This is a genomic window from Bacillus cereus group sp. MYBK227-1 (genome assembly GCF_051916325.1).
In the GTDB taxonomy this organism is placed as follows: domain Bacteria; phylum Bacillota; class Bacilli; order Bacillales; family Bacillaceae_G; genus Bacillus_A; species Bacillus_A cereus.
Map to the genome: position 1 here is coordinate 39,269 of NZ_JBQAGK010000006.1, position 19,820 is coordinate 59,088.

The following is a 19,820-nucleotide window of genomic DNA, read 5'->3' on the forward strand; positions in this document are numbered from 1 at the left end:
CGTTGGTACTATGCAGTGCATTGAAACAAACAACTTACAACAGTTGTTAGAACAAGTAAAACCATATACGAAAAAAGGCAAACTTGCTACTTATATCCCCGAACTAGGAAATGCAAATCCAGACGATTTAGGGATTGCCATTTTCCATAAAGAAACAGAATATATCCATGCAGGCAACTCACAAACACTATTTACTCTTCAAAGTATTTCCAAAGTAATTACACTTGCCCTTGCCCTTTTAGACCGTGGTGAAGAATATGTATTTTCTAAAGTTGGAATGGAACCAACGGGTGACCCATTTAATTCTATTATTAAGTTAGAAACGACAAGTCCGTCCAAACCCCTTAATCCAATGATAAATGCAGGAGCATTAGCTATTACAAGCATGTTAGCAGGAAAAGATAACGAGGAAAAAATGGAACGTATTCTTCACTTTGTACGTGAAATAACAGATAATCCTACTATTAATTATTCCTCTAAAGTTGCCGATTCAGAACTAGAGACAGCTTATCTAAACCGTTCACTTTGTTATTATATGAAACAAAACGGAATTATCGATTGTGATATTGAAGAACTTATGGATTTATATACTCGTCAATGCGCAGTTGAAGTAAACTGCATCGATTTAGCACGTATCGGCTTAATTTTTGCAATGGATGGATATGATCCATATAAAAAGAAACAAATCATCCCTAAACATATTACAAAAATTTGCAAAACATTTATGGTCACATGTGGTATGTATAACGAATCTGGTGAATTTGCAATTCGTGTTGGTATTCCTGCAAAAAGCGGTGTAGCCGGTGGTATTTTTGGCTGCGTAAAAGGAGACATGGGAATCGGTATTTTCGGACCAGCTTTAGATGCAAACGGAAATAGTATTGCTGGTTTTAAAATTCTTGAACTTCTTTCTGCTCAAGAAGGTTGGAGCATTTTTTAATCGCGAGTTATCCTGCTATACTAGCAGGATTTTTTATTTCGCCAAAACCTCAATTTTGTCAGTTATCAATCTTCTTATAAAAACAGTGCTGAAAGTTTCTCTATATCATGCATATTTGTTCCCCCCTCCTGAATAATATAGTACAACCTAGCGCTATATGTGGAGGTGTGAAAGATGAAACTAATATTTCAAATGGGAAAACAACCTGTTCTTGAAAAAACAATCCTTCTTTTTATATTGAGTATTGTAGAAAGCTTGAAGTTAAAAGTTGTTTCACTCGACGAAGCTCACCGATACATATTCAATTTAGAAGTACTTGAATTATTAATGGATCGGAACATCGATGATCAAGTACTTGAACTTATTCATTTCGGGATGGGACTTGAAGACATTTATCACGTGCTTCCTGAAGAACTTGAGCATACGATTGAGGAATTAAAATGGCTTTGCATTCAAGTATTAAGTGAGTACAGTATGCATGAAGAATCGGAACAATTAATTGAAGATATACGGTAAAAAAGCACCTATGTAGGTGCTTTTAATGTTTTTTTTAACTATTTTTATACGCCTCAATATTTACTGGTAGCTCTTCCTCTTCCAAAGTATGTTCATTTACATCTTTATGAATGAACGCACCTTTAGGTGGTTGATGATCATGCCCTTTTTTCTTATGATCAAATGCTTTCCCGCGTCCCATACAAATCCCCCTTTCTTAAAAGAAATCCGTATTAGTATGGAGAAAAGTACGTCGATATATGCAATCCCTTGCTGTATTTCCAAGGAAATACTCGAACCTTGTTTTCTACTCTCCTTACAACAACTGATCAATCCCAATAAGAATTAATAACACTCCTGCGATAACTGTCGCCCACTTTCCTAAGTATTCTGCTAAAAATCGTTTCCCTACATACGCAAAGCCACTAATACAAATAAAACTAAACACCCCTGAAATAGTTGCTGTAAGCCAAAGGTTCAAATTTGTTATCCCAGCATCAAATCCACCTGCAATATTATTAATAGACAACGCAATCCCTAATACAATTGCTTCTGAAAAACTAATTGTTTTAGAACCATCAAAATCTGCTTTTTCTGGATCACGTAAAATTCCTATAAGTACATTACCATCTTTAGAGCCTACGGTATTTCTTTGCCCCAAGAAAGGCTGGCACAAAATAAACACCCCGATTATCCCTAAAACGATTGCTCCAATCAGGTTTGCTGTAAACTCTGAAATAAATAACGCGATCCAGTTCCCAAAAAATCCAGCTAATAAAGTAAATAAAAACCCAAAAAATGCGATGATAAAATTGTTGAACCACGAAATTCTAATTTTACGAATGCCATATGCAATCCCAACACCTGCATTATCTAAATTAGAAGCAATCCCGATTAAAAAAATTGAAAATAGACCTGCCGTACTCATAAATAGCCACCCCTTTTCCTCACTTTTCCATGCATCTTATGAAAATGTTGAGCAACTGTGCCTGTCTGTTTCATATACATGTAATAAATGCTCAACATTTTTTCAACAATAAAAAGGAGTGCCTTCGCTATGCCTAAAGAAAATCCAAATGAGCGGCTTAGTAGATTAATAAAAAAACTTTTAAAAGAACGTGCCTTATCTATGCGCCAACTCGGAATGCTTACAAATATTGATCCCGCAACAATCTCAAGAATTATGAATGGTAAACAACCGCCAAAACAAAAACACCTACAAAAATTCGCAGAATGTCTGCAAGTTCCACCCCAATTGTTATTTGATGAAATGTATCCTGATTCTCCTCACATTAATAAAGAAAAGACGGATATGTACACATCTCTTGATACAATTCAGCAAACTCTGCAATCCTCTAACTTATTCGATTTCGACTACACAACAACCCGCGTAAAACAAGAACTTGAAAACTATGAACGATATGCTCAAACAACAGAAGGTGAAAAGCGCATTCATGAAAGTTTCGCGAGCAAGTTAGAACAAATTGATAGTGCTGGCCCTTTCATTGAACAATTAACAGATATGTATCAACAATTTTGCAATGAAACGATTCCAAAAGAAGAGCGTGCAGTTCTTGGTGGCGCATTACTGTATTTCATTTTATCGACAGATATTATTCCCGACTATCTCTTTCCAATTGGCTATTTAGATGATGCGATTGCTGTTGAATTAGCAAAAGAGAAATTAATGGAACTAAAACGAAAGACATAGAAAAATAAAGAACTATTTCAGTTGTTTCTATTTAACTCTGAAATAGTTCACTAAAAAATCGTACAAGTATACATACCTGTACGATTTCAACATACTAATCTATTTTTTCATATGACACCATTCATATATAAATGCTGTTATTACTTTTGTAAATTCAATTAACTGCTCTACTTCTACTTTCTCATTTATTGAATGAGCTTCCTCTAATGTGCCTGGTCCGTAAATAACAGCCGGAATATGAAATTCACTAAACCAACCACCATCCGTTACCGTTGCAGACATATCTAAAATTGCGTTTTTAGAAAGAATTGATTCATGTACTGAGCTAAGCGTTTTTACAGCTGTATGTTCACTATCTATTTCTAAAGAAGGGAAAATTTCGCCACGATCCACAATCATTGATTCTCCGCCCCACTTAAATTGTGGTGGATTTTCACTTAGCCATGGATCGGCAGCTGCTACTTTACCGATATACTCTTCAATTTCTTTTATTATTTGTTCATGTGTTTCATTCGGATAAAAGTGCACTGTTATCCATAACCGGCACTCATCCGCAATAAAAGCTGCATGTCTTCCACCCTCAATAACAGCTGGATTAATTGTTGTTGTTCCAGACGGATAGCCTTCATATGTTTTCATAACTGCCCAATGACGCTCTAATTCTTGTAAACTTTGCACAATTTTCATCATTTTTTCAATTGCACTCGCTCCAAATAAACGTCCTCCAGCATGAATCATTTGCCTACGCGTTGCATCATGAAACGTTTGAGGGCTTTTCACAGTAATCCAGCCAGTAATTACGCCGCCCTGTCCTTGCATATGTAAATTACTCGTATCCACTACGACTGCAAAATCAGCATCATAACCTCTTTTGCAGCATTGAAGTGTACCAGCTTCTCCAACTTCTTCTCCAATTACGGATTGAAAGATTAAATCTCCAGGTAATTCAATACCAGCTTCTTGTAATAGCTGAATAGCAAATAGCGCTCCAGCTAGTCCCCCTTTCATATCAGCTGCACCACGTCCAACTAACCAACCATCTTTTATAAATGGCTCAAACGGATTTGTTTCCCACGCCTCATCTGCCGATACTTCAGCTACATCCATATGTCCATTAATAATAAGACTTTTATATGAGTCACTTTTTGCCCCTTTTTTCACACCAACAACGTTCGGATCATTAGGATATACATCCCATTTATCAACACTAAAATTTTGTTCTCTTAGAAACTCTGCAACAAATTGTTGTGCCTCATTTGTATTTCTCGCCGGCGGTGCTGGTGTTTCAAAACGAATTAAATTCTTTGTAAGCTCTAGTAACTCATCTTTTCGTAAATCAATCTGCTCTAATAGCTGTGAAACTTTTTTATTCATCGCTAATTCCCCTTTACATACGTAGTATGTTTCCAACTTTATTTTCACAAAAAAAGAGACTGTTTACAAATCTTACAGTCTCCAAATTAATTCATATTAGAAGCTCTCTACTTCCGTCGTATTTGTCTTTTCAATATGTTCTACTTTACGTGCCTTATTTCTTGTCGCACGGTAAAACAGTAAACAAACAATCATAAATGGAATTCCGCAATACAATGCCATTCTTTGCTCTGGAATAAAGGCCATACCAATAATTACTGTTACATTTAATACTAGTGCAAGCAGTGGTACGAATGGATACAGAGGTGTTTTAAATTTCAATTCTTTCACATCCCCGCCCTGCTTTATGTATGACCTCCTAGCTAATAAGTTAGATAGAGCAATAGATGCCCAAACTAATATCGCCCCGAACCCAGCAATAGAAAGTAGCCATAAATAAACTGTATCTTCCGCATAAATACCTGATAGTAATGAAAGGCAACCTACAATTGTACTTACAATCAATGCATAAATAGGAACACCGTTTTTAGATAACTTACCAAAAATCGGACTAATCATTCCTTGATTAGACATAGACCATAGCATACGAGAAGTTGCATATAATCCTGAATTCGCAACGGATAGAACCGCTGTAATGATAACAAAATTTATAATATCTGCTGCATAAGGAATACCAATTTTATCAAATACAACTACAAATGGACTTTCTATTACTCCTGCTTGTTGCCAAGGGAATAGTCCAGCAAGAATAAAAATAGATAGTACAAAGAAAACAAGTATACGCCAAACTGTATTGTTAATTGCCTTCGGGATTGTTTTCTCTGGATTTTCACTCTCACCTGCTGCAATACCGACTAGTTCCGTTCCTTGGAAAGAAAAATTAACTGCAATCATCGTAATTAAAATAGCTGATAATCCATTTGGGAACAATCCACCATAATCAGTAAAACTAGAGAACATCGGTGCTGGTTCATTTCCTTTCATATCTAGAAAACCAAACATTGCTGCCCCGCCCAAAATAATAAATGCAATGATCGTAATTACTTTAATACTTGCAAACCAAAATTCAACTTCCGCAAAACTTCTTGAAGATAACGCATTAATAGCAAAGAGGAGTAACGCAAACACTACGCACCAAATCCATGAAGGTACATCTGGAAACCATCGCTTCATTAAAATACTAACTGCAATTAGTTCAATCCCTATCGTAGCTGACCAGTTTAACCATGACATCCATCCAACTACATAACCCGCTGCAGGGGAAATATGCTTCGTAGCATACGTTTGATAAGATCCTGCGTCAGGCATTGCAACAGCTAACTCTCCAAGACAGAGCATCGTTAAATACATAACAAATCCTCCAACAAGATATGCTACAATCGCTCCTCCAGGCCCAGCTTCATGAATTGTATACCCAGATCCTAAAAAAAGACCGGTACCAATAACGCCTCCAAGTGCAATCATAAATATGTGCCTGCTTTTCAATTCTCTTTTTAATCCTTGATTTTGATTCATCATATAAATCCCCCCTTTTCACTTTGTAAACCCATTTAATGTAAGCGTTTTTAAAATTATTCACCGTAAAAATAATGATTTAAAAGAGCAAAAATACACGTCACTTACATTAATCACTGCCTGTTACTAAAAGGTCATCCCTTACTGTTATTAATAACTTTTGATCAGCAATAGCTTGTCCTTCTACTACTTCTAATGATTCAATATAACCACTGATCCCTATCTTAATTTCTACTTTCTGTTTATCTATTGTTTCAATTAATGCTAATTTCTCCCACTCGTATACGTAAGAACTTTCCGTAACAAATAACTTCTCTACTTTCCCGTAACAAGGACTATACACGCATTCTATAACCGTCTTCACTTTATACACTCCTCCTTCTTATTAGTTGGTACTGAAACGTTGCATATCCCTCCTTTAGATATATCAATTATTATTTATGCAAAATGCGTACCAATCTCCAATTCCTATTTAAAATGAAGGTTTCTCAAAAAAAAAACTTCATAACCGCAAAATTTTTCTATCATTTCAGAGATTTTAAAAGGAAAATAGCAAAAAATTTTTGCGATTTTATAAGAATTTTAATAAAATTATAAAAAGTCAGTCTTCATAGGGTGGAATGAGGAGAAGATAATCTATGCGTACAGAAGAAATTAATTTAAAACAGATCATTGAAATGAATATGCTATATGAAACTTTACTCAATGAACTCGACATCGGAATTCATATTATTAATGAGGAAAGTAAGACGATTATCTATAACCGCAAAATGATGGAAATTGAATCAATGGAGCGCTCAGATGTGCTATATAAAAGTCCTTTAGAAGTATTCGCATTTGAGGAAAATAAAAATAGTACTCTTATAGAGGCATTAAAATTTGGAAAAACAAAGAAAAATATAAAACAAACGTATTTTAACAATAAAGGACAAGAAATTACAACGATTAACGATACTTTCCCTATAATAGAAAATGGAAAAATTAAAGGCGCTATTGAAATATCAAAAGAAATTAGTAACTTAAAGCAAACGATAAAAATAGGGCCTTCTCGAAAACAAAGCACTAAATTTACCTTTGATCACATAATTGGTGATTCTGAAGCCATTCAATCAATCATTACAGAAGGAAAAAGAGTAATTCGTACATCTTCCTCCATACTTCTAGTAGGAGAAACAGGCACTGGTAAAGAACTATTTGCACAAAGCATCCATAATGAAAGTCAGCGTTCAACAAAACCCTTTATTTCACAAAACTGTGCCGCTATACCTGATACCTTAATGGAAAGCCTACTATTTGGCACAAATCGAGGTGCCTTTACAGGAGCAATAGATAAATCAGGCTTATTCGAAGAAGCAAACGGAGGAACTTTGTTATTAGATGAAATCAATTCATTAAGCCCAATACTTCAAGCTAAGTTGCTGCGGGCTATACAAGAAAAAACAATACGAAGAATCGGAGGTACACACGAAAAAGAAATTGATGTTCGCATTATAGCAACTATCAATGAAGATCCCTTTGAAGCCATCGCACATAATCGATTAAGAGAAGACTTATATTACCGATTAAGCGTCGTTACTTTATGTCTTCCGCCTTTACGTGAAAGAAAAGAAGATATTCCAGCTCTTGTTCAGCACTTTATTGAAAAATATAATACTCAATTCGGGCTCAACGTAACCGATGTAGATGTAAATGTAAGAGAATTTTTCTATGCATACGATTGGCCTGGAAACGTACGGGAGTTGGAACATATAATTGAAGGTTCCATGAACTTGATAGAAGATGAAACCATCATTACAGCGTTTCATCTTCCTACTCGCTTTCGCGAACGAATAAAAACAGAATTCAATATGCAACATGCACTAACTAATCACAATACTGATGCACCTAAAACTTTAAAACACACAATAGAAAAAATGGAAAAGAACTACATTAACCAAATTCTTAAAGAGAATCATGGCAACATCTCACAAGCTGCAAAATTTTTAGGATTAAGTAGGCAAAACTTACAATATCGAATTAAAAAACTGCATTTACACATATGAAATAAACATGTCTCCAAGTGCAAAAATAACTTGGTAAAATATGTTATAATAAACATATAACATGCTAGAAAGGGGCTATATATATGAGTAATGATAAAAAATTAAAGTTATTACAATACTTATACTTTTTCCCTGCCATGCTCTGTATGATGTTATTCATTAATGCCGATGTAAGCAGCTCTCCTTATGCAAAGCTATTAGGAACAATTTTTGGCTCCTTTGCAGCTATTATGCTTGCTGCTTTTTGGAATTTGAAGATACGTATAAAAAACGAAAAATCTTCTTAATACTAAAAAAATCGAGCTACTTAGCCCGATTTTTTTATTTGCCATTAAAACTCAACATTCTCTAAATACAACCCACTTGCCTCAGCAAGACAATTAATTTGATTGCGCTGCTTTTCCTCTAAAATGTTTGGAATTGCTTCAACATCTAATTGTCCTAATCCAACTTCAATTAATGCCCCGACAATTTTTCTTACCATATTATGAAGGAAGCCGTTACCACTTACTCTAATTTGTACAAACCCTGCCTCTTCCATCACATCAAGTGTATATACTTCTCGAACCATGGATTTTTTCTTTGATTTCGCATTTGAAAAAGCAGTAAAGTCATGTGAACCAACTAAATGTTTTGCAGCTGCTTTCATGCTTTTCACATTTAATTTTTTATTCACATGCATGCTGTATTTACGCATAAATGGATTTGTATGCTCTTCATTCCAAATTTTATACAGATATGTTTTTGCTTTAGAATTGTAACGAGCATGGAAACGATCATGTACTTCTTCCACATTCGTAATGCTAATATCGTTAGGTAAATATTGATTTAAATATTTTTTCACTTTATGTTCCACTAACTTCTCATCACTTTGAAAGTTAGCAACTTGATTCAAAGCATGTACACCAGCGTCTGTTCTACTACAACCGATAATTTCAATTTCTTTTCCGACCATTTCAGATATGACACTTTCGATTTTTCCTTGAATTGTATTATCGTTATTACCGAGACGTTGCCATCCTTTAAAACGTGCGCCGTCGTACTGAATCGTTAATTTATAATTATGCATAATATTCTCCTTCATAGAAAATATTCCCTCATACCATGAGGGAATATTAATAAACTTTACTTTCTAACAAGCTTCACTACATTCTCAACATGCGCAGTATGCGGGAACATATCAACTGGTTGCACATACTCCACTTCATAGCTCTTCATTAATGCTTGTACATCACGTGCTAATGAAGAAGGATTACAAGACACGTACACAACTTGTTTCGGCTTCACTTTTAAAATTGTTTCCAGTAATTTATCATCGCAACCTGTACGTGGTGGGTCGACAACAATTACATCTGGACGCCATCCTTCTTTTACCCATTTCGGTAACCATTGTTCAGCTTTACCTGCTTCATATTTCGTATTTGTAAATCCGTGACGCTTTGCATTTTTTCTTGCATCTGCAATTGCTTCTGGAATTACATCCATACCACGTACTTCCGCTGCATCATTTGCAAGCCAAAGACCGATTGTACCAACACCACAGTACGCATCCACAATCTTCTCGTTTCCTGTTAACGCAGCTGCTTTTTTCGCTTCATTATACAAAACAACTGTTTGCTCTGGATTCAACTGGAAGAATGCACGTGCTGATAATTCAAATGATAAATCGCCAAGTGTTTCTTGAATGACTTCTTTTCCAGCTAATTTAAATGTTTTGTCGCCAAAAATAACAGATGTTTTACGCCAGTTTACATTTTGCATAATTGATTTAACCGCTGGCATCTGTTTTTGTACTTCTGCAATAAATTGTTCTTTATTTGGTAATTCTTCTTTTGTTGTAATAAGTGTAACTTGTACTTCCCCTGTTTGAACTGCAGTACGTGTTACAATTGTGCGTACTAAACCTTTTTGTTTTTTCTCATTGTAAATAGAAACATTTAATTTTTCTAAAATACGTCTTACAACTTTTGTCGCTTCATTCGTTGCTTTATGTTGAATCATACAGTGAGCGATATCAATTAACTGATGTGAGTTTTGTTTATATAGCCCTGTAATAACCTTTTCGTCTTTACGCCCCACTTGTAATTGACTCTTATTACGATAATGCCATGGATTTTCCATGCCAAGCGTTGGGCGAATTTTCTCTTCCATACTATTTTTCATGTACTTCTCAAATGCTTGTACAACGATATCACGCTTTTGATTCAATTGTTCTTTATAATCTAAATGTTGCAGCTGACAACCACCACACTCCTCATATACTGGACACGGTGCTTTCACACGATGCGGTGAAGCTTTACGAACTTTTTTCACTTTCGCTTCAGCGAAGCCACGCTGAATTTTCGTTGTTTCTGCAACAACTTCTTCTCCTGGTAATGCCCCTGGAATAAAAACAACTTGTCTCTTAAAATAACCAACGCCTTCTCCGTTAATCCCAAGACGTTTAATTGTCACAGGAAACGTTTGACCAACTTCCAACTTACTCTCATGTTGCTTTTGTATCATTATTACACCTCTACTCTATACTTTTCCATAAATATAACGCTGCATAACTGCAGTATGGTTCACACTCTTGTTTCACTTTTTCTAAAAATGCATCATCAGGTTTATCATCTAATTGAAATATACCTTGCACTGCACGCTGAATCCCAATGTCCGCTTTCGGGAACATATTTTTCCGTCCAAGCCCAAACATTAAAAAGTTTTGCACTGTCCATGCACCAATTCCCCTAATTGGCAACAATTGTGCTGAAATGTCTTCTTCCGTCCCATTTTCTATACTCGCTAAATTTAATGTACCACTGACAATACTTCGACCTAATCCTACTATATATTCAGCCTTTCGCTGACTAAACTTCTGCTCTCTCAATTCTTCTATTGAAATATTTGCTACTATTTCCGGAGTGGGGAAAAAGAATACACCGTTCTTCTCTGTTCCATAACGTTTCACAAATTGTTCTGTTAACACAGTAGCAAATTTCAAATTTATTTGTTGGTGAATGATACAGCGAAGCAGACAAGCAAAATAATCAAATTCTAAAATAATTGGAGTATAAGCATATGTTTCAAATAGTGGACGTAATGATGTGTTTAAAAAATGATTTTGTATATCTTGAAACGGTTCATTCCAATGAAAAATGGCCCTCATTCGTTTCATGACTTTCTCTGGATCTCCTGTCTGACTAGAAATCCAAAACTGTGGATTTTGAACAGTACCAATCCCTTGTAAGCGAACAACAACCTGTTCCTCGTCTATACAAAGCGGGATATAAATAACTTTCTCATCTAATTGAATGACGTTAAGAGGATCAAAAGATAAACGTTTTAATACTTCTTCAAAATGATACGGATACTCTAACGTAACATGTTCGCTCCACATACGTTTCCCCATCCTTTTTACACATCATTATAGCATGAGAAAACCGTAAGCATACATGCTTACGGTTGATTGCCTTTTACTAAGTCATCTAGACTTTTAAAATGATACCCTTTCTCGCGCAAATCATCAATGATTTTCGCAAGTGCTTCTGCATTATCTTTTGATATTGCATGAAGTAATAAAATAGATCCTGGATGAATCATCGTCATTACATTATTATGCGCATATTGCCATCCTCTTTGCTGATCCACTTTCCAATCCAAAAATGCAAGTGACCAAAATACATTATAATAGCCCATTTCTTTCGTAAGAGCTAACGTTCTTTCACTAAATACACCGCGCGGAGGACGTACATATTTCACTTCTTTTTGCCCAGTTACTTTTTTAATTTCTTCCGTTACACTCGTTAATTCTTCACGAAGTTTCTCATCATTTACCGCTGTAAAATCAGGATGACTCCAAGAATGGTTTCCAATAATATGTCCTTCATCCTTCATTCTTAACAATAAATCTTTTTGCGTTTTAATGTAATGCCCCGTTACAAAGAAAGTTGCTGGTACTTTTTTCTCTTTTAATACATCTAATATTTTCCCTGTGTATCCATTCTCATATCCATTATCAAATGTTAAATAAATATCTTTTTTCTTCGTATCTCCTAAATAAAACCCGCCATTTTTTTGTAGTAAATCTGTATATAACTTTCCTGCATCTGGTACTGTTTCATTTTTAGGACGCGGGATTCCCCAGTTATGTGGAGTATTTGTATAAGCCAGTGTTGAAACTGGAACAAGTGCCATCATAATTGAAAAAATGAGACCGATATATAACCATTTATATTTCATAAATAGTCTCCTTTCCATATATAATCGTACTTGTAGTTTCTGTTGCTACGCATTCTTTCATGCTGAACATGTTTTTCTATATATACCAAAAAAATGCATCTCGAATCATTCGAGATGCATTTTTTATTTACTTAAATACCGGCTCTTTAAAGCTAGCTAATTTTTCAAGTGATGTTTTATCAACATCTGCATGTAAGCTATTACCATGAGAGTCCATCGTTACAACTGCTTTAAACCCGTCGATACGTAAATGCCACATTGCTTCTGGAATACCAAATTGTAAGAAATCAACATCTTTCACTTCTTTAATACATTCAGCATAATATTGCGCTGCACCACCGATTGCGTTTAAATATACACCGCCGTGTTCTTCTAAAGCCGCTAATGTTTTCGCACCCATACCGCCTTTTCCAATGACAGCGCGAATACCGAATTTCTTCATAATATCGCCTTGGTACGGTTCTTCACGAATACTTGTCGTTGGACCTGCCGCTTTAATTTGCCAATTGTCATTTTCATCTTTCACAACAACTGGACCACAGTGGTAAATAATTTGTCCATTTAAATCTACTGGACAATCATTATCCATTAAATGCTTATGGATTGCGTCACGACCTGTATACATCATGCCATTAATTGTTACAACATCACCAACGCGAAGTCCACGAATTTGCTCTTCTGTAATTGGTGCTTGTAATACAATCTCACGTTGCTCTGTTTTTTCTTGTGCTTCATGCTGAAGTGTATCTTCACCTTCTTGATATAACCAATCCATAATTTCACCTGTTTCAGGATGGATTGTTACACCTAGGCGGCGATATGCCCAGCAATTATACGCCACAGATACGTAGAAGCTAGCCGGCAGGCGGTTATACACGCCAATTTTACAGCCCAGTAAAGTTGTTTCTCCACCAAATCCCATTGTACCAATGCCAAGCTTATTCGCATTTTCTAATACGTACTCTTCAAGTTGTTGTAACTCTGGTACTGGATTGACATCATCTAATGTACGGAATAATTGATTTTTTGCTAATTCATAACCTGATGTGCGGTCTCCCCCGATACCAACACCAATTACACCAGCACTACATCCTTGACCTTGTGCCTGGTATACTGCATGAAGAAGGCATTTACGAATTCCTTCTAAATCACGGCCAGCTCGTCCAAGTCCTTCTAGTTCACACGGTAAGCTATATTGAATATTTTTATTCTCACAGCCACCACCTTTTAGGATTAAACGTGCATCAATATAATCTTTTTCCCATTGTTCAAACTTAATAACCGGTGTACCTGGTCCTAAATTATTTCCACTATTGTCTCCAAAAAGAGAGTCAACAGAATTTGGACGAAGTTTACCATCTTTTGTCGCCCGCTCAAGCGCATTATAGATAGCTTCCTTCAACTTTAATTGATTCACACCAACTGGTGTATAAATTTTAAACGTTGGCATCCCTGTATCTTGGCAAATCGGTGAGATGTTATCATCAGCCATTTTAATATTATTTGTAATTGTGCCAAGTGCCATCGCAGAACGAGTCCCTGCATTTTCTCGCTCTTTCGCTTGTTGAATCGCACGACGAACATCTTTCGGTAAGTTCGTTGACGTTTCAACAATTAGTTGATACATGCTTTCTTGAAGCTTTTCCATTGTTACTTCCCCCTCAATTGTGAACGCTACCAAAACGTTATGAGCTGAAAATTCCATTGTTATGCTCTTTAGCTTTTTATTTGTTTCACGCTATTAAAGCATAAATGAAATTTTTCACAACTTGATTATACCTCTTTTTCTATCGTCCTTCTATTATCCGCACAGAAAAAGGCTACCAAATTGGAATTGGCAGCCTTTTTAATATATTATTCGTCTTTTTTAAATTGCTCACATTTTAATTCTAATTCATCTAACATTGCAAGAAGACGATCTACATCTTCTAATTCTACTTCTTCAGGTTCAATTGTATCAATTACTTCAATGAACATATTTAAACGCTCTTTTAAATATACTAATTGTGTATCTTTATCTTGAATTGCTTTTCCCATGAAGGCACTCTCCTTTTAATTCGAGTTGCTTTTATTATACCGCAAAAATGATTGCTATGGGCATGAAATTTCATCAATTTTGTCACAGTCATCCACTATAATGTAAGCCCTCTCTCTTTTCACGCTAAAAAGTTTCACTTTATAAAAAGCACATATTCTTCTATTATAGAGAATGGACAAATTGTTATTTCAATAGTCAAAGGAGTATTTCATATGACGATATCACAAAAAATGAAGCCGATTACTCCTTCTTACGATCCATGGGAAGCGTATATGGACCTTGAAGAGTACGGCAAACTACTATTAACAAATGTTGAATTTACAACGACGACGTTATGCAATATGCGCTGTGAGCATTGCGCTGTTGGTTACACGTTACAGCCGAAAGACCCAAATCCGCTTCCGATGGATCTTTTATTAAAACGATTAGATGAGATTCCTCATTTACGTTCTTTAAGTATTACTGGCGGAGAACCTATGCTTTCAAAAAAATCCGTCGACAACTATGTAACACCACTCTTAAAATACGCCCATGAACGAGGCGTTCGCACTCAAATCAACTCTAACTTAACTATAGATTTAGCACGTTACGAACAAATTATTCCTTATTTAGACGTGTTGCATATCTCTCATAACTGGGGAACAATTGATGACTTCGTTGAAGGCGGATTTGCAATGATGGAGCGTAAACCTACTTACGAACAACGTGCAAAATTATTCGAAAGAATGATTACAAATAGTAAGGCTCTATCAGATGCAGGTGTACTTGTATCGGCCGAAACAATGTTAAACAAAAGAACTCTACCACATATTGAACATATTCACCGTCAAATCGTCGAAGAGATGGGCTGTAAACGTCATGAAGTTCACCCAATGTATCCAAGTGACTTCGCGAGTAATCTAGAGATTTTAACAAAAGCTGAAATTCGTGATGCTATTGAGCATTTACTAGAAATTCGTGATGAAAATGTATGGATGTTATTTGGAACGTTACCTTTCTATGCTTGTAGCGATGACGAGCGAGACATTGCCACATTTAAAAAATTACAAGAGAGCAAAAATGTCACTGTTCGTAATGATCCAGATGGCCGTTCTCGTTTAAATGTAAATATTTTCGATGGAAATATTATTGTGACGGACTTTGGTGATGTTCCACTTCTAGGAAACATACAAACAAACACATTACAAGAAGCATATGACAAATGGAGTGCTTCAAAAACAGCAAAATCATTAAGCTGTCACTGTCCTGCAGTAAAATGTCTTGGACCAAATGTTCTTGTAAAAAACAGCTACTATCCGACAGAAGATTTCTTATCAAAAACAGCAAACATTACATTATAAAAAACGTCAGCTTATAAGCTGACGTTTTTTTATGTTATTGCGAGTGGGAGGAAGAAATGAATTTAAAAAATAAATGATCATGAATTGGAATCGCCGCTCCAATTCCTTGAGAAGTAATATTTTTCACAACAAGTCTTTTTTGATTTCCCTTTAATACAAGATACACTTCTCCAAATGTTACTTTTCCCTTTTCATTTACTGCTGGTGTATAAGCGTATAAATATCCGAGTTGACTCGGACTAATATTATACACACGCTCATGTCCAGTACCATAACCAATAGTTGTTTTAAACGAAAGGGGCAATTGTACTTTTTCAAGCGCTTTGAGAAGCATCATTTTTTTCACATCTGCAGCATCTTTCATATCTGCTGTTAAATCGCCTTCAACCGTCTTTTGTGTTTCTTGCTTATAGCGAAGTGGATATAAACGGTCTCCTCCGCGATTATCATACACATTTCGATTCACTTGTTTATATTCCCAATTAATCGATGTGTCTACTGATTCATAATGTAAAGCCCATTGACCTAAATAAATTTTTGCCCGGTACCCTACTGCAAGCGGCGCATTTGAAATTGTCGTTTCATTAAACATCCGAATTAAGTCTGGATTTTCAATTTTAATATTAGCTGTTTTCAATAGTTCTTGAGCAAACTTACTTGGCTGTAAACGTGGCAAATCTTGCGCATCATTTGGAAATGTATTGTCTTTTGAAATATTTAAAACAGATGAAGGCATTTTTGTTCCTACTGTTGTCTTTGCAAAACTCATGTTAGGAAATAATAAAATAAACGAGACCATAGTTGAAAGACATATGCTGTATACTCGTTTCACCTGTCTGGCTCCTTCCTATGTAAAGGTATATATACTACTTTGTTTATTGTTTTCTCTGAGCACAATTGTTATGCCTATTTTTCATAATAAATAAAAACCAATTCCCATAATGACATACGCCGCTAGTAAAGTGCCGCCTTCAAACCAGTTTGTATCTCCATCATTTGAAATCGCAATCGTTAAGAAAACGGCTGTAATCATAGATACAAGTTCTGGTATGGTAAATACTAAAGGCATCCTCTGCGCGAAGAACATAGATAGCAATACTAGTACAGGAGCAACAAACATGGCGATTTGTAATGTAGAACCTATTGCAATTTCGACTGCAATATTTACTTTATTTTTATAAGCCATAATAATTGCAGATGCATGTTCCGCTGCATTTCCAACAATTGCAACGATAATAACCCCTATAAATAATTCTGACCAACCAAATGATTTTGCAACAGTTTCAAAAGTATGCACGAGCGCCTCTGATACATAAGCTACCGCCAGTGTTGCTATCGCTAAAATAAGGAGTGCCTTCCCTTTTGACCACTCTGGCTCTTCTTCATGCGCTACTTCGTCACTTTTATGTTGATATACACCACGGTGCGTAACTAACTTAAATAGTAATGCAGCAATGTACATGATAATCATAATAATAGAAACACCTATACTTAATTGATACGTCTTGCCAACGTCCATCTTCATTGAAAAGATCTCTGGAATAACAAAGGCCACGACAACAGCAAATATTAATAAAGCTGAATTATGCCTTGCATCGTAAACGTTAAAGCTTTGCCTTTTATATTTAAGTCCACCTACAAAGAAGGATAGTCCTCCTACTAATAATAAATTTCCAAGTACAGAACCCGTTAAAGAAGCTAACACCACTTCAATTAACCCTGCTTGAAGTGCAAAAATTGAAATGATAAGTTCAACAGCATTACCGAAAGTAGCATTTAATAATCCGCCTATTCTAGGACCAGATACAATTGCTAAACTCTCTGTTGCTCTCCCCATAAAACCAGCTAACGCGATAATCGTAATACAATACACAGCGAACATAATTGTTTCTGGCCAATGAAGTGTTTTTCCAAGTACAGATAGTGGTACACCTATAAGTGCTACTATAAGAAATATTTTATTAAACATGCTTTTCACCCTTCCATCGTATGTATTTCTCCACAATATTATTATTATTCTTCTCCTAACTTGTCCGATTTCATCACAATTACGTTTAAAAAATCGGATTGAAGAAAACAGTATGAAAGATATTTAAATTATCTTGTTTAAACAGACAGAATTATAAATTGTGAAAAGGGGTTAAAATTATGCACTTAAAAGAAAAAATCGCAACTATTATTCAAGGTCAACGTACCGGTGTATTATCTACAGTACGAAATGAGAAACCTCATAGCGCCTTTATGATGTTTTTCCATGAAGATTTTGTACTGTACGTTGCAACAGATCGACAATCAAAAAAGATAACAGATATTGAAAACAATCCTAATGTCCATGTATTACTCGGACGAGAAGGAAAAAAATTAGATGAAGATTATATTGAAGTTGAAGGGTTAGCTTCAATCGAGGAAGACTCGACATTAAAAAACAAGTTTTGGAATAATAGCTTAAAACGTTGGTTACTCGGTCCTGAAGACCCTAATTACGTATTGATAAAAATCAATCCCGACACAATTTATTACATCGATGGTGCCGGTACGACGGAGCCTGAGTTTTTACGACTATAAAATAAAACAAGCCCCCCCTTAGGTGGGCTTGTTTTGTCGAAAAGTTCTTTTGAAAAAAACAATAAAATAGGTGGAACTTTCTAAAGATTCTGTTATATAATAGCAGTAACTTAAATAAACTGTATTAAAACAGATTGAGAGGAGAAATAAAATTGATGAAGAGAGAAGAACGCAAAAACATGATTGAGTTTATTGAAAAGAAAAAAGGGATTGAGCGTGATGAATTACTGTTTATGACAGACGATGAAGTAGAACATATTTATAATGTAACGTACTTTTTATATGAGGAAATTGCAGAGTAGTATAATAATCCCCACCTTATTAAAAATATAAGGTGGGGATTATTTCGTTATTTAGCCCACTATTTGCGGGCAGTCAAACTCCCACCTTAAAATTCAGGTGGAACAAGAAGTTAAGTTGAAGTTGCGCTTCCTATAAACCTCAATTGCTTCAACTTTATACATGAGAATCATTTTCATGTATAATACTGTAAGATTGGAGGAATTTTACTATGAGTTCGTGGCTCTTATTTGCACTATTATCAGCAATTGCTGCTGCCCTTGTATCGATTTTTGGAAAGTTTGGTTTAGACGGAATCGATGCAAACGTTGCAACAACAATTCGATCTATTATTATGGCATTATTTATGATAGGCGTTATTATCATACAAGGTAAATTTCAAAATATCGGCGACGTACTGCTAAATAAAAAAGCACTGCTATTTATCACATTAAGTGGGATTGCAGGTGCTTCGTCATGGCTATTTTATTTTCTTGCCCTCAAAACAGGAAAGGTTTCACAAGTAGCTCCTGTCGATAAATTAAGCGTCGTATTTTCTATCATTCTCGCTATGATTATACTCGGTGAAAAGTTAAACTTTATGACCGGCGTTGGTGTAGTCTTTATTACAGCTGGTGTATTATTTATTGCTTTCAGCTAAAAAAACCGCTATTAGCGGTTTTTCTTTTTCTTTATATAAAACCATACAACACATGTAACAACTGCTGAAATTAATAAAATCCATATTCCATAATGATGTAAACTATACTCAACGAAGCGCCACTTCTCGCCTAACTTCCAGCCAAGCCCAATAAAAACACTTATCCAAATGAGCGCACCACCGTAAGCGTACAAACAAAAACGCCAAAGTGTCAAATTTGATACCCCAGCAAAATATGCTGTTAAATGACGTACTCCCGGTATAAAATAACCAATCATTAAAAGAAATGGCCCATATTTTTCAAATAAAATATGTGTTTTTTCAATGTGATGTTCTTTAATTCTAATTTTCGGCCCATATTTCTTTAAAACAGGGAGCCCAAGTTTTAAACCTAATATGTAGCTTAACGTGATCCCTAACATCGCACCAGCCATCCCACTTAAAAAAGCAGCAGTTCCTGACATAACTCCTTTTGAAACATTATAACCAACAAAGGTCAATAAAAACTCGTCTGGTATCGGTAATCCGACAATCCCACCAGCCAAAGCTATAACAATTCCAAAATAGCCATAATGCGCGATTAACTCGCCAATATGTTGTTCCATTCGGAAGACACATCCTATGCACGATCGTTATTCC

The 19,820-nt window shown here is 35.5% G+C and carries 23 protein-coding genes; 9 read left to right on the forward strand and 14 right to left on the reverse strand.

Annotated elements, in window-relative coordinates; genetic code table 11:
* Window positions 1-10 precede the first annotated feature (10 nt).
* The gene (gene glsA, locus ACTFRM_RS23515; protein WP_001149850.1) at window positions 11-940 is read left to right on the forward strand and encodes a glutaminase A; all 930 of its coding nucleotides are present in this window, start codon (window positions 11-13) and stop codon (window positions 938-940) included.
* Between the two features lie 174 nt (window positions 941-1,114).
* A complete protein-coding gene (locus tag ACTFRM_RS23520; RefSeq protein ID WP_000766604.1) occupies window positions 1,115-1,456 on the forward strand; it encodes a DUF3969 family protein in 342 nt (113 codons plus the stop codon).
* A 34-nt stretch (window positions 1,457-1,490) separates the two neighbouring features.
* Here ACTFRM_RS23520 and ACTFRM_RS23525 read toward each other — a convergent pair whose 3' ends face one another.
* Window positions 1,491-1,637 carry a hypothetical protein gene (locus ACTFRM_RS23525; protein ID WP_440043619.1) on the reverse strand — a complete coding sequence of 49 codons (147 nt, stop codon included), beginning with the start codon at window positions 1,635-1,637 and terminating at the stop codon, window positions 1,491-1,493.
* Between the two features lie 114 nt (window positions 1,638-1,751).
* A complete protein-coding gene (gene ytaF / locus ACTFRM_RS23530) occupies window positions 1,752-2,363 on the reverse strand; it encodes a sporulation membrane protein YtaF (RefSeq protein ID WP_440043620.1) in 612 nt (203 codons plus the stop codon).
* A gap of 129 nt (window positions 2,364-2,492) precedes the next feature.
* On the opposite strand from ytaF, the gene ACTFRM_RS23535 reads away from it, so the two are divergent.
* Window positions 2,493-3,146 (forward strand): helix-turn-helix domain-containing protein, encoded by a 654-nt coding sequence (locus ACTFRM_RS23535; RefSeq protein WP_001123718.1) that lies wholly within the window; start codon window positions 2,493-2,495, stop codon window positions 3,144-3,146.
* Between the two features lie 99 nt (window positions 3,147-3,245).
* Here the strand turns inward: ACTFRM_RS23535 and ACTFRM_RS23540 are convergent, their stop codons facing one another.
* From ACTFRM_RS23540 to ACTFRM_RS23550, 3 genes are all read right to left on the reverse strand, one after another.
* Window positions 3,246-4,568: an acetylornithine deacetylase gene (locus ACTFRM_RS23540; protein ID WP_100617805.1), complete on the reverse strand. Its 1,323-nt coding sequence runs from the start codon at window positions 4,566-4,568 to the stop codon at window positions 3,246-3,248.
* A gap of 48 nt (window positions 4,569-4,616) precedes the next feature.
* Window positions 4,617-6,038 (reverse strand): amino acid permease, encoded by a 1,422-nt coding sequence (locus ACTFRM_RS23545; RefSeq protein WP_000981860.1) that lies wholly within the window; start codon window positions 6,036-6,038, stop codon window positions 4,617-4,619.
* 106 nt (window positions 6,039-6,144) lie between these two features.
* On the reverse strand, window positions 6,145-6,399 hold the full coding sequence (locus tag ACTFRM_RS23550; RefSeq protein ID WP_000859480.1) for a biotin/lipoyl-containing protein: 255 nt from the start codon (window positions 6,397-6,399) through the stop codon (window positions 6,145-6,147).
* 274 nt (window positions 6,400-6,673) lie between these two features.
* Between ACTFRM_RS23550 and ACTFRM_RS23555 the strand changes: the two genes are divergently transcribed.
* Window positions 6,674-8,077, forward strand: a complete 1,404-nt coding sequence (locus ACTFRM_RS23555) for a sigma-54 interaction domain-containing protein (protein ID WP_061456735.1) — start codon at window positions 6,674-6,676, stop codon at window positions 8,075-8,077.
* 83 nt (window positions 8,078-8,160) lie between these two features.
* The gene (locus ACTFRM_RS23560) at window positions 8,161-8,364 is read left to right on the forward strand and encodes a hypothetical protein (protein WP_000063860.1); all 204 of its coding nucleotides are present in this window, start codon (window positions 8,161-8,163) and stop codon (window positions 8,362-8,364) included.
* Window positions 8,365-8,408: 44 nt separating this feature from the next.
* On the opposite strand, the gene truA is transcribed toward ACTFRM_RS23560, so the two are convergent.
* The 6 genes from truA to ACTFRM_RS23590 form a co-directional block, all read right to left on the reverse strand.
* Window positions 8,409-9,146, reverse strand: a complete 738-nt coding sequence (gene truA, locus ACTFRM_RS23565; protein WP_000553119.1) for a tRNA pseudouridine(38-40) synthase TruA — start codon at window positions 9,144-9,146, stop codon at window positions 8,409-8,411.
* 56 nt (window positions 9,147-9,202) lie between these two features.
* Window positions 9,203-10,582: a 23S rRNA (uracil(1939)-C(5))-methyltransferase RlmD gene (rlmD, locus tag ACTFRM_RS23570; protein ID WP_000615206.1), complete on the reverse strand. Its 1,380-nt coding sequence runs from the start codon at window positions 10,580-10,582 to the stop codon at window positions 9,203-9,205.
* A 10-nt stretch (window positions 10,583-10,592) separates the two neighbouring features.
* Window positions 10,593-11,456, reverse strand: coding sequence for a DNA-3-methyladenine glycosylase family protein (locus tag ACTFRM_RS23575; RefSeq protein ID WP_000269422.1), 864 nt, complete (start codon window positions 11,454-11,456; stop codon window positions 10,593-10,595).
* A gap of 59 nt (window positions 11,457-11,515) precedes the next feature.
* Entirely contained in the window at window positions 11,516-12,298 is a 783-nt protein-coding gene (pdaA, locus tag ACTFRM_RS23580) for a delta-lactam-biosynthetic de-N-acetylase (RefSeq protein ID WP_000875969.1), read from the reverse strand.
* A gap of 127 nt (window positions 12,299-12,425) precedes the next feature.
* Window positions 12,426-13,946, reverse strand: coding sequence for a class I fumarate hydratase (gene fumA / locus ACTFRM_RS23585; RefSeq protein WP_102956408.1), 1,521 nt, complete (start codon window positions 13,944-13,946; stop codon window positions 12,426-12,428).
* Window positions 13,947-14,152: 206 nt separating this feature from the next.
* Window positions 14,153-14,335, reverse strand: coding sequence for an SE1561 family protein (locus tag ACTFRM_RS23590; protein ID WP_000513558.1), 183 nt, complete (start codon window positions 14,333-14,335; stop codon window positions 14,153-14,155).
* A 213-nt stretch (window positions 14,336-14,548) separates the two neighbouring features.
* Here ACTFRM_RS23590 and yfkAB point away from each other — a divergent pair, with 213 nt between their 5' ends.
* On the forward strand, window positions 14,549-15,676 hold the full coding sequence (yfkAB, locus tag ACTFRM_RS23595; RefSeq protein WP_000156022.1) for a radical SAM/CxCxxxxC motif protein YfkAB: 1,128 nt from the start codon (window positions 14,549-14,551) through the stop codon (window positions 15,674-15,676).
* 34 nt (window positions 15,677-15,710) lie between these two features.
* Here the strand turns inward: yfkAB and ACTFRM_RS23600 are convergent, their stop codons facing one another.
* Both ACTFRM_RS23600 and cax read right to left on the reverse strand, forming a co-directional pair.
* Complete coding sequence (locus tag ACTFRM_RS23600) at window positions 15,711-16,508, reverse strand: YfkD famly protein (RefSeq protein WP_002083605.1); 798 nt, start codon at window positions 16,506-16,508, stop codon at window positions 15,711-15,713.
* Between the two features lie 81 nt (window positions 16,509-16,589).
* The gene (cax, locus tag ACTFRM_RS23605) at window positions 16,590-17,645 is read right to left on the reverse strand and encodes a calcium/proton exchanger (protein ID WP_000482136.1); all 1,056 of its coding nucleotides are present in this window, start codon (window positions 17,643-17,645) and stop codon (window positions 16,590-16,592) included.
* Between the two features lie 179 nt (window positions 17,646-17,824).
* Between cax and ACTFRM_RS23610 the strand changes: the two genes are divergently transcribed.
* The 3 genes from ACTFRM_RS23610 to ACTFRM_RS23620 all read left to right on the forward strand — a co-directional run bounded on the left by ACTFRM_RS23610 (window position 17,825) and on the right by ACTFRM_RS23620 (window position 19,181).
* Window positions 17,825-18,241: a pyridoxamine 5'-phosphate oxidase family protein gene (locus ACTFRM_RS23610; protein ID WP_000550219.1), complete on the forward strand. Its 417-nt coding sequence runs from the start codon at window positions 17,825-17,827 to the stop codon at window positions 18,239-18,241.
* A 155-nt stretch (window positions 18,242-18,396) separates the two neighbouring features.
* Window positions 18,397-18,543, forward strand: a complete 147-nt coding sequence (locus ACTFRM_RS23615) for a BH0509 family protein (RefSeq protein WP_000817786.1) — start codon at window positions 18,397-18,399, stop codon at window positions 18,541-18,543.
* Between the two features lie 209 nt (window positions 18,544-18,752).
* The gene (locus ACTFRM_RS23620; RefSeq protein WP_000100295.1) at window positions 18,753-19,181 is read left to right on the forward strand and encodes an EamA family transporter; all 429 of its coding nucleotides are present in this window, start codon (window positions 18,753-18,755) and stop codon (window positions 19,179-19,181) included.
* Between the two features lie 11 nt (window positions 19,182-19,192).
* Here the strand turns inward: ACTFRM_RS23620 and ACTFRM_RS23625 are convergent, their stop codons facing one another.
* Entirely contained in the window at window positions 19,193-19,786 is a 594-nt protein-coding gene (locus tag ACTFRM_RS23625) for a DedA family protein (RefSeq protein ID WP_000434876.1), read from the reverse strand.
* Window positions 19,787-19,820 lie beyond the last annotated feature (34 nt).